General features: G+C 72.0%; 12 protein-coding genes. 6 read left to right on the forward strand and 6 right to left on the reverse strand.

Annotation, left to right across the window (positions count from 1 at the left end):
- From ACP6CK_RS23580 to ACP6CK_RS23595, 4 genes are all read right to left on the reverse strand, one after another.
- The gene (locus ACP6CK_RS23580) at positions 1–621 is read right to left on the reverse strand and encodes an O-methyltransferase (RefSeq protein ID WP_426955766.1); all 621 of its coding nucleotides are present in this window, start codon (positions 619–621) and stop codon (positions 1–3) included.
- A 14-nt stretch (positions 622–635) separates the two neighbouring features.
- Entirely contained in the window at positions 636–938 is a 303-nt protein-coding gene (locus tag ACP6CK_RS23585; RefSeq protein WP_426955767.1) for a DUF2218 domain-containing protein, read from the reverse strand.
- On the reverse strand, positions 938–1,510 hold the full coding sequence (locus ACP6CK_RS23590) for a PadR family transcriptional regulator (protein ID WP_426955768.1): 573 nt from the start codon (positions 1,508–1,510) through the stop codon (positions 938–940). The genes ACP6CK_RS23585 and ACP6CK_RS23590 overlap by 1 nt, the downstream gene beginning before the upstream one ends.
- 104 nt (positions 1,511–1,614) lie before the next feature.
- Positions 1,615–2,448, reverse strand: a complete 834-nt coding sequence (locus ACP6CK_RS23595; RefSeq protein WP_426955769.1) for a GntR family transcriptional regulator — start codon at positions 2,446–2,448, stop codon at positions 1,615–1,617.
- 224 nt (positions 2,449–2,672) lie between these two features.
- Between ACP6CK_RS23595 and ACP6CK_RS23600 the strand changes: the two genes are divergently transcribed.
- From ACP6CK_RS23600 to ACP6CK_RS23625, 6 genes are all read left to right on the forward strand, one after another.
- On the forward strand, positions 2,673–3,107 hold the full coding sequence (locus ACP6CK_RS23600; RefSeq protein WP_426955770.1) for a type II 3-dehydroquinate dehydratase: 435 nt from the start codon (positions 2,673–2,675) through the stop codon (positions 3,105–3,107).
- Positions 3,108–3,171: 64 nt separating this feature from the next.
- Entirely contained in the window at positions 3,172–4,176 is a 1,005-nt protein-coding gene (locus ACP6CK_RS23605; protein WP_426955771.1) for a Bug family tripartite tricarboxylate transporter substrate binding protein, read from the forward strand.
- Between the two features lie 273 nt (positions 4,177–4,449).
- A complete protein-coding gene (locus tag ACP6CK_RS23610) occupies positions 4,450–5,124 on the forward strand; it encodes a hypothetical protein (protein ID WP_426955772.1) in 675 nt (224 codons plus the stop codon).
- A gap of 226 nt (positions 5,125–5,350) precedes the next feature.
- Positions 5,351–8,797, forward strand: coding sequence for a DUF2126 domain-containing protein (locus tag ACP6CK_RS23615; protein WP_426955773.1), 3,447 nt, complete (start codon positions 5,351–5,353; stop codon positions 8,795–8,797).
- Between the two features lie 7 nt (positions 8,798–8,804).
- The gene (locus ACP6CK_RS23620; RefSeq protein ID WP_426955774.1) at positions 8,805–11,366 is read left to right on the forward strand and encodes a circularly permuted type 2 ATP-grasp protein; all 2,562 of its coding nucleotides are present in this window, start codon (positions 8,805–8,807) and stop codon (positions 11,364–11,366) included.
- Positions 11,363–12,241 (forward strand): transglutaminase family protein, encoded by an 879-nt coding sequence (locus ACP6CK_RS23625; RefSeq protein ID WP_426955775.1) that lies wholly within the window; start codon positions 11,363–11,365, stop codon positions 12,239–12,241. Before ACP6CK_RS23620 ends, ACP6CK_RS23625 begins: the two co-directional genes overlap by 4 nt.
- A 199-nt stretch (positions 12,242–12,440) precedes the next feature.
- Here the strand turns inward: ACP6CK_RS23625 and ACP6CK_RS23630 are convergent, their stop codons facing one another.
- Complete coding sequence (locus ACP6CK_RS23630; protein WP_426955776.1) at positions 12,441–13,505, reverse strand: zinc-binding metallopeptidase family protein; 1,065 nt, start codon at positions 13,503–13,505, stop codon at positions 12,441–12,443.
- 117 nt (positions 13,506–13,622) lie between these two features.
- Positions 13,623–14,384, reverse strand: coding sequence for an SHOCT domain-containing protein (locus ACP6CK_RS23635; protein ID WP_426955777.1), 762 nt, complete (start codon positions 14,382–14,384; stop codon positions 13,623–13,625).
- Positions 14,385–14,405: the final 21 nt, after the last annotated feature.

Consider the following 14,405-nt stretch of genomic DNA (forward strand, 5'->3'; position numbering starts at 1 on the left):
CTATCCCGGCTCGTAGCGGCTGACCTCGATCCCCGATCCCACGGGGAGCAGCACGCTGGTGATCCCGGGCTTCGCGCGGATGGCGCGGGCGTAGCGCGCCACGTCCTCGCCGCCCGGGCGCAGCATTTTGTCGGCGACGATGATCGCACCGGGGTTGAGCCGGGGAAAGAAGGCCCCGAGGCATGGGAGGTAGAGGTCCTTCCAGAGATCCACGAGCACGAAGTCCAGCCCGCCCGGCAGGTCGGCGATCATGGCCACGGCGTCGCCGACCCGGAAGTCCACGTGGTCGGCCAGGCCGGCCTTCTCCGCCATCTCCCGTGCATGGGCGGATTTATAGTCGTGCAGCTCCATGGTGGTGACGCGGCCGCCGGTGGCGCGGGCGGCCTCCGCCAGCCAGATGCCGGAATAGCCGTAGGAGGTGCCGAGCTCGAGGATGGCCGGCCGCTCCTGGCTGCGGGCGAGGATGTTGATGAACCGCCCTGTCTCGGGCCCTACGGCGCGCATCCAGTGGTCCGGGCCGTTCTGGCGCTCCCCGCCCGGCGGGCAGTCGCGGCGGGCGTCGCGTTCCGCCCGCATGCGCTCGTGATAGGCGTCGAGCACCGCCGTGACCTGGCTGTCCATCGGAGGTCCGGCGGTCAGGCGGGGCGCCAGGTGATCGGGATGTCCTCCCGAAAGGCGAAGCGGACGAGGTGGCGCGCGATGACGTCCTGCAGCTGCGCGAGCTGCTCCACGTCCGGCGCGGTGGCGGTCATCGCCAGCGCGCCGTCCGCGGCGGTCAGGTGGCAGTCGCCGATGGTGAAGGCGATGTGGCCGGACGCCGCGTCGAAGGTGACGGGGCGCTTGTGCTGGAAGTGCTTGCAGAGCTGCTGGAGGTAGCGGCTGGCCTGCGGTGTCGCGACCTCGGCGATGCTGCGGAAGGGTGTCGCGGTTTCGGTCATCAGCTGCGCTCCACGGCCTGGGCGGCGGCGTCGATGGCGGCGGCGATGCGGTCGGCGGTGTCCTGGTCCACCGGGCCCTGCCGGAGGCGCAGGCGCATCGCGGTCTTGAGGTTCTCCATGGCGCGCATCATCCCGGCCGGGACGGCGTCCCCGCCGCCCGCGGTGGCGCGGGAGAGGAGCGCGTCAACCGCGGGGCGGTTGGCCGCGAGGAAGGCCTCGCCCTCCGGCGTGATGCTGTAGCGCTTGCGGCCGGCGGCCTCGGCCTCGATGGCGGCGTAGCCCATGTCGTCCAGCCAGGAGAGGGTCGGGTAGATGACGCCGGGGCTCGGCGTGTAGCTGCCGCCGAAGCGTTCCTCCACGGCCTTGATCAGTTCGTAGCCGTGGCGCGGGCGCTCCGCGATCATCGCGAGGAGGAGGAGGCGGAGGTCGCCGTAGTCGAAGAGGCGGCCGCCATGGCGGCCGCCGCGGTGATGATGGCCGCGGTGATGGCCGTGATGGGGGTGGTGGCGCCCGGGAAGGTCGTCGGGAAGGGCGAAGCGGCGGCGGGGGCCGCCGAAGCAGAGATGTCTCATGCGGCCCAGATAGATCGAGATATATCGTCTTTCAAGATATATCGAGATCGGTCGAAAATCTTTTCGGATCGGCGGTTGGAAGTGGCGGAGGCGCCGGCGGGTCCTCAGCCGCTGGACGTCGCCTCGGCGCTGCGCTTCCGGCCTGATCTGGTGGGAGAACCGCCGAGGCCGGCCTTCGCGGCGTCCCCCGGGCGGGCCGCCCGCGCGGGGCGGCGGGGAACGGCCGTCGCCTGGGCCGATGCCGCGCGTCCCTCGCCCGTGAAGGAGCGCAGGCCGCCGGTGGTCAGGACGTAGTCCACGCAGCCGTTCAGGTGATCGGCCAGGATGGCGCGGGCGGCGGCGCTGTCGCGGGCGAGGGCGGCGTCGCGCAGGCGGCGGTGCTCCTCGGCGGGGATGGCGCCGCGGAAGATCATCGCGACCATCTGGTAGCGGAGATAGCGGTCGTAGACGGCCGCGTGCGCCTGGAGCAGCGCACGGGAGCCGCAAGCGGCGATCAGCGCGCGGTGGAATTCCCAGTCGTAGCGCTTCCAGACCTGCGGATCGGCGGTCTCGCCGGCCAGGAGCTGGCGCTCGACGCGTTCCAGCTTGTGGTGGGCGGCGACGACGCCGCCTTCCCAGTCCAGCCCGCCGGCCGTGAAGGAGCCCTCCATCGCGTGCACCTCCAGCAGGAGGCGGAGGGCGGCGAGTTCGCGGAACTCCTCGGGCGAGACGGGGGCCACCTCGAAGCCGCGCTGCCCCTCCGCGACGATGAGGGATTCGGAGGCGAGGCGGCTCAGCAGCTCGCGCAGCGTGCTGACGCTCGCGCCGTAGGTCTCGCGCATCCAGTCGAGGCCGAGCTTCTGCCCGGGCGGCAGGCGGGCGAACACGATGTCGGCGCGGATGCGGCGATAGGCCGCTTCGCCGATCGATTCCTCTTCGGGTGCTCCGTTGATCTGCAAGCCGGGACTCCTTCGCAAAGCGATGTGTAGCCCGCCGTGCTGCCGCTCAACCAGGGAATGCGGCCCTCCCCTAATCATCATAGATTCTGTGAATCGTATGTTGATAGGTAATAAACCATGGGATAGAGGATCTGTGTGCCGCTCAGGCGGGACGCGGGGGAGGGGCGGAGCGCGTTGCGAGGGCGAAGCACAGCCAGGGCGGTCACCATGCGCGGAGGCCGGCCGTGAGCCGGACGATCCACGTCCTGAACGGACCCAACCTGAACCGCCTGGGGAAGCGGGAGCCCGAGATCTACGGCCGGACCACGCTGGCCGAGGTGGAGGCGATGTGCCGCGAGGCCGCGGGCGACGCCGCCGTGGTCTTCCGGCAGACGAATTACGAGGGGCAGCTCGTGGAGTGGATCCACGAGGCGACGGATGGCGACGCGGCCGGGCTCGTCATCAACCCGGCGGGGCTGACCTTCAGCTCCATCCCGGTGCTCGACGCGCTGAAGATGTTTCCGCGCCCGATCATCGAACTGCACATCACGAACATACACCGGCGGGAGGCGATCTATCACCGCTCGCTCGTCTCGACGGCGGCGACGGCGGTGATCGCGGGGCTCGGCGCGCGGGGCTATGCCACCGCGGTCCGCGCACTGCTGGAGCTTCTGGACTGAATTCGAACGATAGCCGCCCGCGCATGAACGGGTGGCCCCAGATGAACGAGAGGGGACGGTAGCGATGGACAGGATCAACGGAGGGGTTTCCCGGCGCGTCCTGCTGGCGGCGGGGGCGACGGGTGCCGCCATGCTGGCACCACCGGGGCTGGCGCGGGCGCAGGCGACCGCCTATCCCACGCGTCCCGTCACGATCATCGTGCCCTTCGCGCCGGGCGGTTCGACCGATTTCGTGGCGCGGCTGCTCGCGCAGCATCTCTCGACCGTGCTGAACGGCAACTTCGTGGTGGAGAACCGGGCCGGCGCGGGCGGCACGGTCGGGCACGGCGCCGTGGCGCGGGCGCGGCCGGATGGCTACACGCTCGGCGTCTCGCCGACCGGCACCTTCGCGCTGGCGCCCTTCTTCTTCGACCGCCTGCCCTATGACAGCAACACCGGCTTCGCGCCGCTCAGCCTGCTGGCGGGGAACGCGATGTTCGTCTGCGTGCATCCGTCCAGCGGCATCACCGACGTGACCGGGCTGGTCGCCGCGGCGAAGGCGCAGCCGGGTCGGCTCTCCTATGCCTCGGCGGGGGCGGGGACGATCGCGCAGCTCGCGCCGGAGATGATGCTCGACATGACCGGCACGGAGATCCTGCACGTGCCCTACCGCTCGGGCGGGCTGCAACTCCAGGCGCTGCTGGCGCGGGAGGTGAACATGGCCTTCATCGATACGGTGACGGCCATCCCCTACATCCAGTCTGGGGAGCTGAAGGCGCTGGCGGTGACGAGCGCGGAGCGGAGCCCGCAGGCGCCGCAGGTGCCGACGCTGGCGGAATCGGGGCTGCCGGGATACCGCGCGACGAACGACTTCGGCTTCTTCGCCCCCGCGGGCACGCCGCCGGAGATCGTCGGGCGGCTCTCCAACGGGGCGCGCACCGTGCTCGCGATGCCGGAGGTGAAGGCGCGGTTGGACGCGGCGTCCATCGACATCTACGCGGGCACGGCGGATGCCTTTCCGGCCTACATGACGGAGGAGGCGCGGCGCTGGGGCGACATGATCCGGCGCCGGAATATCCGGATGGAATAGGGTTCGATCTGTCGCGCTTCGTGACTCCGGGGAGAGGGAGAAGGAATTCTCCCTCTCCCCGGACCCCTCACCCGCTTCTCTTTTTGTCAGGCTGCCGCGGAAGGCGGAGACGGGGGCATCACCATTTCAGCCTTCCGCGGCAGCTTGAAAGAGAAAGATGAGTGGGGGCCTGGGGGAGAGAATTCCTTCTCTCCCCCGGAGCGGCCTTCGCCGCATCTGACAGGCCGAATCCTCTCATCCGGCTGAAGTCGGATCACCACCAGGCCAGGGAGCATGATTCCGGTGAAGCGCGGCATGGTGGCGATCTGGAGCGACGTGGAGGCGGCGGCGAGGACCGACTACCTCCACTGGCTCACGCGCGAGCACGCGGCGGAGCGCGTGGGAACCGAGGGGTTCGAGGGCGTGCGCGTCCACCGGGCCGACCGGGACGACGTGAACCGCTACCTCATCGTCTATGATCTCTCGCGCGCGGCGGTGCTGGACAGTCCGGCCTACCTGGCGCGGCTGAACGATCCCACGCCCTGGTCGCGCCGGATCATGCCGGGGCTCCGCAACTTCGCGCGGGGTGGCGGCGACGTGGTCGCCGAGGCCGGGCGGGGGCAGGGGGCGCATGTCGCGGCCTTCCGGCTGGGGGGACGGCCGAAGGCCGATCCGGCGCTCCTGGAGGCGATCGTGGCGGAGGACGGGATCTGTGCCGCCCGCCTGCTGGACGTGGATGCGGCGGCAACCGGGGTTCCCACGCAGGAGCGGGGGCTGCGGCAGGGCGACCGCAGCTTTCCCGGGCTGCTCCTGGTGGAAGCACTGGATGCGGCGGCCCTGCGCGCCGCACTCGACCGCCACGGCGCGGCGGTCCGGGCCCTGGCCGGCGGGGTGGAAGAGGCCTCGACCTACACGCTGTTCTTCGCGCTGCAGCGGACGGAGCTGGGCCGGGCCGCCGGCGGGGCCTGACCCCGGGCGGGCGGGCCCGCGGCGCCGGGCGTGCTTTCCGGAGGGACGGACCGGGGGCGGTCCGTCCCTTGCCAGGGGGCGACCCTCCTGCGAAGAGGGGCGCCTCTGCCGGAGGAGGCGATGCTGCCGTGGGCCGGACAGGCCCTGAACGGCATTCCCGCGGGGCGTGAAGCTTGCATGGCGCCGGCCCGTTGTTCCCTTCCCGCCCGAGGGTGAAGCCTGATCCATGCCGCTCCACGTCGCCCTGACGCACCGGACCTCCTATCGCTACGAGAAGCCGGTCTCGCTCGGTCCCCAGACGGTCCGGCTGCGGCCGGCGCCGCACGCGCGCACGCCGGTGCTCTCCTACAACCTGACGGTCGAGCCGAAGCCGCACTTCATCAACTGGCAGCAGGATCCGCAGGGGAACTTCCTGGCCCGCGTGGTCTTTCCGGAGCGGGTGACGCATTTCGACGTCACGGTGGACCTGCTGGCCGACATGGCCACGATCAACCCCTTCGACTTCTTCCTGGAGCCGGAGGCGGAGACCTGGCCCTTCGCTTACGACCCGGTGCTGGAGCAGGAGCTGGCGCCCTTCCGGCGCAAGGCCGATGCGGGGCCGCTGCTCAAGGCCTTCCTGGATGAGACGCCGCAGGAGGTCGGGCAGAGCACGGTCAACATGCTGGTGGCGCTGAACGCGCGGCTGCAGCAGAAGGTGAGCTACGTCGTCCGCCTGGAGCCCGGTGTCTGGACGCCGGAGGAGACGCTTGGCCAGTGCAAGGGCTCCTGCCGCGACAGCGCCTGGGTGCTGGTGCAGGCGCTGCGGCATCTCGGCTTCGCGGCGCGCTTCGTCTCGGGCTACCTCATCCAGCTCGTTGCCGACGTGAAGCCCCTGACAGGGCCGGAGGGGCCGAGCACGGATTTCACGGACCTGCATGCCTGGGCAGAGGTCTATCTGCCCGGCGCCGGCTGGATCGGGCTCGATCCCACCTCCGGGCTGCTGACGGGGGAGGGGCATATTCCCCTCGCGGCGACGCCGGAGCCGGCCTCGGCCGCGCCGATCAGCGGGATGGTGGAGCCGGCAAAGACCGAGTTCGACTTCCACATGTCCGTCACGCGGCTGCGGGAGTCTCCGCGCGTGACCAAGCCCTACACCGAGGATCAGTGGGCCGCGATCCTCGCCCAGGGCGAGGCGGTGGAGGCGAAGCTGCGCGCGGGCGACGTGCGGCTGACCATGGGCGGCGAGCCGACCTTCATCGCCGCCAACGACATGGACGCGCCGGAGTGGAACACCGACGCGCTGGGCCCGACGAAGCGCGCCTATGCCGGGCGGCTGCTGCGGCGGCTGGCGCCGCTCTGGTCGCCGGGGGCGGCGCTGCAATACGCGGTGGGCAAGCACTATCCCGGGGAGCAGCTGCCGCGCTGGGCGCTGTATTGCCACTGGCGCAAGGACGGGGAGCCGGTCTGGCGCAACCCGGCGCTGCTGGCCTCCGACGACGACAGGGACGACGCGACGGCGGAAGATGCGGCGCGCTTCGCCCGCATCCTGGCGGAGCGGCTGCAGGTGGATCCCGGCCTCGTCGCCCCGGCCTATGAGGACATCCACTACTTTCTCTGGCGCGAGAACCGGCTGCCCGCGAATGTGGTGACCGAGGACGCGAGGCTGCGCGATCCGCTGGAGCGCGCGCGCCTCGCGCGGGTCTTCGGGCAGGGGCTTTCCGCCGAGGTGGGCAGCGTGCTGCCGATCCGCCGCGTGCTGCGCGACGGCGTGCGGCGCTGGCAGGCCGGGCGCTGGTTCGTGCGCGGGGAGCACCTGTTTCTCGTGCCCGGGGACAGCTCCATCGGCTTCCGCCTGCCCCTGCAGAGCCTGCCCTGGATGTCGGAGGCGGACGCGGCGGCGGTGCAGGAGCACGAGCCCGATCCCTTCGCGCCTGTGACGCCCTTGCCGCCGCATCGTGACCTCGGGCGGCCGGCGGCCGCACCGGTCGCGGGGGCGCCTTCGGCGTACAATCCCTCGGCGCTGCCTGCCTACGACCCGGTGCTCGGCGGGCCGCTGCGCGTGTCGCAGCCCTTCCGCATGGTCGCCGGCGTCACGCCGGAGGCGACGCCGGGCCTGGCGGGCGGCGCGGAGCTGTTCCGGCCCGTGCCGCAATCCCCGCCCGAGGTGGGGAAGAGCGATCCCGACGTGGTCCGCACCGCGCTGACGGTGGAGGCGCGCGGCGGGACGCTGCACGTCTTCTTCCCACCGCTCTACGAGGCGGTGGACTGGCTCGACCTCGCCGCAGCCGTGGAGGCGACGGCGGAGGAGACGGGGCGCAAGGTTGTCCTGGAGGGCTACCTGCCCCCGCGCGATCCGGGTTTGCAGTCCTTCACCGTCACCCCGGACCCCGGCGTGATCGAGGTGAACGTGCATCCCTTCTCCTCCTGGGAGGAGGGGGTGTCGCGGACGGAGACGCTGTACGAGGAGGCGCGGCAGGTCGGCCTCGCCTCCGAGAAGTTCATGCTGGATGGCCGGCACGTCGGCACCGGCGGCGGCAACCACGTGGTGATGGGCGGTGCGAAGCCCGCGGACAGCCCCTTCCTGCGGCGGCCGGACCTGCTGAAGTCGCTGCTCGGCTTCTGGCACAACCACCCGAGCCTCTCGTACCTCTTCTCCGGGCTGTTCATCGGGCCGACCTCGCAGCACCCGCGGGTGGACGAGGCGCGGGGGGACGCGATCGCGGAGCTGGAGGTCGCCTTCTCCCGCGTGAAGGCGGGGGAGGAGACGCCGCCCTGGCTGGTGGACCGGCTGTTCCGCAACCTGCTCGTGGACATGACCGGGAATACGCACCGGACCGAGTTCTGCATCGACAAGCTTTACGCGCCCGAGAGCAGTTCCGGCCGGCTGGGACTGGTGGAGTGGCGCGCGGCGGAGATGCCGCCGCACGCGCGGATGGCGGCGGTGCAGTCGCTGCTGCTGCGCTCGGCCATCGCGGCGTTCTGGGAGATGCCGTACGACCGGCGCCTCGTGCGCTGGGGCACGCGGCTGCATGACGAGTTCATGTTGCCGCATTTCGTCGAGCAGGACTTCCACGACGCGCTGGACGAGTTGGCGATGCTCGGCTGCCCGCTGGAGCGCGACTGGTTCGCGCCGCACCTGGAATTCCGCTTCCCCCAGATCGGGGAGGTGACGCTGCGCGGCACCGGGATCGAGCTGCGCCACGCGCTGGAGCCCTGGCACGTGCTGGGCGAGGAGCCGGCGGCCGGCGGCACGGTGCGCTACGTGGACAGTTCCACCGAGCGGGTGCAGGTGAAGGTGACGGGCTTCGTGGAGGAGCGATTCATGGTCGCCTGCAACGGCCGCGCCGTGCCGCTGACGCCCACCGACCGGCAGGGGGAATACGTGGCCGGCGTGCGCTTCAAGGCCTGGGCGCCGCCCTCCGCCCTGCATCCGACCGTGAAGGCCCAGGCGCCGCTGGTGTTCGACCTGTATGACCGCTGGACCGGGCGCAGCCTGGGCGGGCTGACGCACCACGTCTCCCACCCCGGCGGGCGGAACTACGAGACCTTGCCGGTGAACGCGAACGAGGCGGAGGCGCGGCGCCGGATCCTGTTCCAACCCTTCGGCCACACGCCGGGGCCGATGGCGGAGCCGCCGCTGGTGCTCTCGCGGGAGGCGCCGCGGAGCCTCGACCTGCGCCGCGGGGCCGCCTGAGCGCGGCATGTCCCTGAGCGCCGCGCATGACGAGATGGTGGACGGGGGCGGCCGCCTCCGCCCCCATTGGAGCCATGTGCTCGGCGCCTTCCGGGAACTGGGCGAGCAGGTGATGGCCGAGCGCGTCCGCGCGCTCGATGCCGTGCTGGCGGAGGAGGGGAACGCCGCCCTGCTGCCCGGCGCCGCCCCGACCAGCCGGCGGCTCGATCCCTTCCCGCTGCCGATCGCCGCCGCCGAGTTCCGGGCGCTGGAGGCGGGGCTGGCGCAGCGGGCGCGGCTGCTGAACCTGCTGCTGGAGGATGTGTACGGCCCGCAGCGCCTGTTGGCGGAGGGGTTGCTGCCGCCGGCGCTGGTGGCCGCCAACCCCGCCTTCCTGCGGCCGGGGCGCCGGACCGACGAGGTGACCTGGCGCGGCGGGCAGCGGCTGCATGTCTATGCGGCCGACCTGATCCGCGGGCCGGATGGCGGCTGGCGCGTGCTGGCGGACCGCACCGCCGATGCGGCGGGGGCGGGCTACGCGCTGCTGAACCGGCGCGCCCTGCTGCGGGTCATGCCGGAGCTGTTCCGCTCCGCCGGCATCCGCCGCCTCCAGCCCTTCTTCGACATCTGGCAGGACGCGCTGGAGCGCCTCGCCCCGCCGCCCGAGGGGGAGGGGGACCGTCCCGGCCTCGCGCTGCTGACGCCGGGGCATGGGGACAAGCTCTGGTACGAGCATGTCGTGCTGGCGCGGGAGTTGTCCTGCGCGCTGGTCGAGGGCGGCGACCTGACGGCCCGCAACGGGCGGCTTTTCCTGAAGACGTTGCGCGGGCTGCGACAGGTGGACGTGCTGTTGCGCCGGCAGGATGGGCGCACCCTGGACCCGCTGGAACTGGAGCCGGGCGGGGGAGGACGCGGCATCGCCGGGCTGATGGACGCGGCGCGCTGGGGTGGGGTGCGCGTCCTGAACGATCCCGGCGCCGGGCTGGCCGAGGCGCCGGGAATGGCAGCCTTCCTGCCGCGGCTCGCTTCGCGGTTGCTCGGGGAAGAATTGTGGCTGCCCGGGGCGGAGGTTCTCTGGATGGGGGATGCCGGGGCGCGGGAGCGTGTCCTGGCGGAGCCGGAGGCCTGGCGCCTGCGTCCCGCCCTGGACGGGACGGTGCCGGCCATGCCCCTGGCCGGTCAGTCGAGGGCGGAGCGGGAGGCGCTGCTCGGCCGCCTGGCGGCGAACCCGGCCGGCTTCGCGGCCTGTGCGGCCCTGCCAGCCTCCCTGGCGCCCTTCGTGACGGTGGAGGGCCGGCTGGTGCCGCGACCCTTCGCGCTGCGCCTCTTCCTCGTGTTCGATGGGGCGGCGTGGCGGGCCCTGCCCGGGGGTCTGGCCCGCGCGCTGTCCGAGGAGGACGTGCGGACCGGCCGCCTGCCCCTGCACACCCCGGCAAAGGACGTCTGGGTCGCGACGGACGAGCAGGACTGGGACATCCTCGGTCCCCGTCACCAGGAGATGGCGCCCCTGCCGATCCGTCGCGACAGCGGCGACCTGCCGAGCAGGGTGGCCGACGACTTCTTCTGGCTGGGCCGCTACCTCGAGCGGCTGGAGGGGGCGGCGCGGCTGCTGCGCGTCGCGGTCCTTGCGCTGGGCGGGCCGGACCCGACGCCGCGGGAGCTGGCGGAACGCCGCAGCCTCGCCTCATGCCTCGCGGCCGCGGGGCTGCTGGCCGAGGAGAAGGCGGCCGAGTTCGGCCACGGGATCACCACGGCGGCAGGCCGCGACCTGCTGGCGAATGCGCGGGACGGCGCGATACTGCCGCGGCAGTTCGGCCATATCGCCCGGCTGGCGGGGCGCCTGCGGGACCGGCTGACGGCCGAGGTGCAGGAGCGGCTGACCCGCGGCCTGCGCCGGCTGGCGGACGCGCTGCGCGCCCTGCCGACCGGGCAAGGCGACCGCGAGGCGCTGGCCGCCTTCGACGCGGTGCTGGTGGACATCCTCACCTTCACCGCGGCGATCGCGGGGCTGGCGGCGGAGAACATGGTGCGCGGCGGCGGGCGCCTGTTCCTCGACCTCGGGCGGCGGCTGGAGCGGACGCAGGCGATCGCGACGGAGATGTCCCACCTGCTGGACCAGCCCGGCGCGGCGCAGCAGCCCGGGCGGCTTCTGCCGGCCCTGCGCCTGTCGCTGGAGCTGCGGGATTCCGTCATCACCTATCGCAGCCGCTACCTCAGCGTGATGCAGCCGGCGACGGTGCTGGACCTCGTGCTGGCGGATGAGGGCAATCCGCGCAGCCTCGCGCACCAGGTCGCGGGGGTGCGCGATCTGCTCGCGGCGCTGGCGGCACCGGACGGGGCAGGGGGCGGCGACCTTTCGGCGCGCGGCGCCGCGCTGTTCGAGGAGGTGCAGGACATGGCGCTCGGCGTGGCGCAGGCACGGCACCAGGCGGAGGCCGCGGCGGCGCTGCCGCCCCGGCTGCACGCGCTCTGCGTGGGGATGGGCGAGCTGTCCGACGCGATCACGCGCCGCTACTTCGCGCTGCTGCCCGCCGTCCATTCCCTGGGGGTGGAGGAGGCCGCGACGCCGGAGCTGCAGGGCACGGCATGAGGTACCGGGTGCGCCACACGACGCGCTACGCCTATGGCGGCAGCGTCGATCTCGGGGCGCAGATGCTCCACCTGATGCCGCGCGACCTGCCGGGGCGCCAGCGCGTGATCGACGCCGCCGTGCGGACGGAGCCGAACCCGGCGCGGCGGGCGGAGGGGACCGACCATTTCGGGAACCGGGTGACCTGGCTGTTCCTGGACCGGCCGCATCCGGAGTTCGAGGTATCGTCCGAGGCGCTGGTGGAGGTGGGCTTCCCCGCCCCGCCGCCGGCGGCGGAGACGCCGGCCTGGGAGGCGGTGGCCGCCGCTGCCCGCGCAGGCGGGGACGGGGCCTGGGAGGCGGCCGAGTTCGCCTTCGGCAGTTCCATGGCGCCGGCCCATGCCGGGGCCGGGGAGTATGCGCGGCCGAGCTTCCCGCCCGGGCGGCCGGTGCTGGAGGCGCTGCTGGAGCTGAATGCCCGCATCCGCCGCGAGTTCACCTTCCGCGCCGGCGTCACCACCATCGCGACGCCGATCTCCGAGATCCTGGAGCGGCGGCACGGGGTCTGCCAGGACTTCACGCATCTCATGCTCGGCGCGTTGCGGGCGCTGGGCCTGCCGGCGCGCTACGTCTCCGGCTACATCCGGACGCATCCGCCACCGGGGAAGCCGAAGCGGCAGGGATCGGACCAGTCGCACGCCTGGGTCGGCTGCTGGATGGGGCCGGAGGCGGGCTGGGTGGACCTGGACCCGACCAACAACCTCGTGGTGCGGGACGAGCACGTGGTGATCGGCTGGGGGCGGGACTACGCGGACATCAGCCCCGTGCGCGGCATCGTGCTGGGCGGCGGCGCGAAGCACGGGCTGGAGGTGAGCGTGGATCTGGAGCCGGCTTGAAGCTGTCGCGCTGACGAGGAAAGGTTGGGGAGAAGGCATTCTCCCGCCGAACGCCTGCGTTTGGCCCCCTCATCTCTTCTTGCCGGGCTGCCGCGGAATGCGGAGATGGGAGAGCCCGTATCCGCCTTCCGCGGCAGCCTGACAAAAACAGAGGGGGCCGGGGGCGAAGGCACGGCCTGAGCCGTTCCCCCAGCCTCCCTTACCCAGGCTCACCGCTAGACCGCACGAGATCGTGGATGAAGCCGAGCTTGGTGATCACCGCGGGCGACAGCACGAAGGGGTAGAGGTCTGGCTGCCCCATGCTGCGGTTGAGGCTGTTCACCGCGAAGGCCAGCGGCAGCCAGTCGTCGATGATGCGGTGGATGTCCGGTTCCTTGTACGGGTCGTAGTTGATCGTCGCGTGCAGGTCGCCGGTCTTGTCGATCTTCGGCTGCACGCGCATCCCGAAGGAGCTGGCGGTCTCCAGCGTGTCGATGATGTGGAGGTAGTGCGCCCAGGTCTCCGCGAAGTCCTCCCAGGGGTGGGTGGTGGCGTAGGCGCTGACGAAGTGGTCCTGCCAGTCCGCGGGCGGGCCCTCGGCGTAGTGGCGCTGGAGGGCGGCCTCGTAGCTCTCGCTGTCGTCGCCGAAGACGGCGCGGCAGGCTTCGAGGCGGCCGCCGTCGCGGACCAGCTTGTCCCAGAAGTAGTGGCCGACCTCGTGTCGGAAATGACCGAGCAGGGTGCGGTAGGGCTCGCCCATGTTCTTGCGCATCATCTCGCGCTCGGCGTCATCGGCCTCCTTCAGCGCGATGGTGATGAGGCCGTTGTCGTGGCCGGTCATGACCTTCGGGCCGGTGGGGTCGGGCGAGTCCGCGAGGAAATCGAAAGACAGGCCCTCCGGGTCGTCCTTGCGGGTGGCAAGCGGCAGGCAGAATCGGACGAGGGTGTAGAAGAGCCGGTGCTTCGCGAATTCGAGATTCCGCCAACGAAACAAGTTCTCCGGCACCGAGGTGTCGGGGATCAGGTGGTTGTGCCGGCAGGCCGCGCAGTAGGTTTCGGCGGAGTTCGCGGGGATCGTCCAGTTGCAGACGTCATACTCCGCGTTCGCGCAGAAGCGGCGCGGTCCGTCGGAGGGGGCCATGGCGCGCCAGGCGTCGCCGTCCGGCTCCATGGCCGAGAGGACGGCGCCATCCGGCAGGTAGCCGAGGCGGAACTTGCACCGCTCGCAATGGGTGTTCTCGAAGTAGAGCAACTGCTCGCAGTTCTGGCACTTGAAGAGCCGCATGCACCGGGCCTTTGGGGAGGGAGGTTAGCGGGTGCAACGCCGCCCCCTCCCACTTGTTGCAGCCGCAGATCAGCCATGCGGCGCCCGGCGCGCCGGGTTGGTCCGTGTGCCCGGCGCTTAGAGGCGGGCGAGGATCTCTGCCTTCTTCGCGGTGAATTCCGCCTCGGAGAGCACGCCTTTGCGGTGGAGTTCGGCCAGACGTTCGAGCAGCGCGAGGGCGTCGCCCCCCGCGGCGGCCTCGGCTCGTGCTTGCATCGCATCTGGGGACGGCGCTGCGGCCAGGTCCGGCGCGGCCGTCCCGCCGCCTTCCGCCCCGACCGGTTGAAGATCCTCGACGCGGATGCTGCCGCGGTCCGTGGAGAAGGTCAGGGACTGCCCACTGCCCTGCTGTTGCGACACCCCGCCAATCCGGTGCTCGCCGGTGTCGTAGAGGGACACGCGTCCGTCCTGGCGGATCGCCAGCCGGCGGGAGGCGGGGAAGTAGGCGTAGTGGGCGTTGTTCTGGCCGCCGCTGGAACTGGGCTGGCCGAGTTCCTCGGGCCACCAGCCACGATGGGAGGAGGGGGTGGGAGCGCCGGCTGGCGGGCTGCCCGGTCCGGCGGCGCGCGTCGCGGCGTCCTCCTGCAGCAGGGCGGAGAGTTCGGTGCAGAGCGCATTCACGCGCGCCTTGAGGGCCTGGTTGAACATGTCGCCGACCATGACCATCCCGCCCCGGGACCACTGACCCATGCCGCCGAGCTCGGGGTGGTGGAATTGCGCCATGGCGCCGCCGCCCGCCTCTAGGGCGCGCAGGAGGGTGAGGGCTGCGTCGGGGCTCACGCCGTGGCGGGCGGCGATGTCCTGGATCTTGTCCCGCAGCGCGGGCGCGAGGTCCTGCATGCTGTCGTCTCCTGACCGGGG

This window comes from Muricoccus radiodurans, assembly GCF_050154705.1.
In the GTDB taxonomy this organism is placed as follows: Bacteria; Pseudomonadota; Alphaproteobacteria; order Acetobacterales; family Acetobacteraceae; genus Roseomonas; species Roseomonas radiodurans.

Bases quoted from the DNA above. Each gene is read 5' to 3' on its own strand.
- ACP6CK_RS23615 (WP_426955773.1), top strand. From the start codon at position 5,351: ATGCCGCTCCACGTCGCCCTGACGCACCGGACCTCCTATCGCTACGAG.
- ACP6CK_RS23630 (WP_426955776.1), bottom strand. From the start codon at position 13,505: ATGCGGCTCTTCAAGTGCCAGAACTGCGAGCAGTTGCTCTACTTCGAG.
- ACP6CK_RS23585 (WP_426955767.1), bottom strand. From the start codon at position 938: ATGACCGAAACCGCGACACCCTTCCGCAGCATCGCCGAGGTCGCGACA.
- ACP6CK_RS23610 (WP_426955772.1), top strand. From the start codon at position 4,450: ATGATTCCGGTGAAGCGCGGCATGGTGGCGATCTGGAGCGACGTGGAG.
- ACP6CK_RS23620 (WP_426955774.1), top strand. From the start codon at position 8,805: ATGTCCCTGAGCGCCGCGCATGACGAGATGGTGGACGGGGGCGGCCGC.
- ACP6CK_RS23605 (WP_426955771.1), top strand. From the start codon at position 3,172: ATGGACAGGATCAACGGAGGGGTTTCCCGGCGCGTCCTGCTGGCGGCG.
- ACP6CK_RS23590 (WP_426955768.1), bottom strand. From the start codon at position 1,510: ATGAGACATCTCTGCTTCGGCGGCCCCCGCCGCCGCTTCGCCCTTCCC.
- ACP6CK_RS23580 (WP_426955766.1), bottom strand. From the start codon at position 621: ATGGACAGCCAGGTCACGGCGGTGCTCGACGCCTATCACGAGCGCATG.
- ACP6CK_RS23635 (WP_426955777.1), bottom strand. From the start codon at position 14,384: ATGCAGGACCTCGCGCCCGCGCTGCGGGACAAGATCCAGGACATCGCC.
- ACP6CK_RS23625 (WP_426955775.1), top strand. From the start codon at position 11,363: ATGAGGTACCGGGTGCGCCACACGACGCGCTACGCCTATGGCGGCAGC.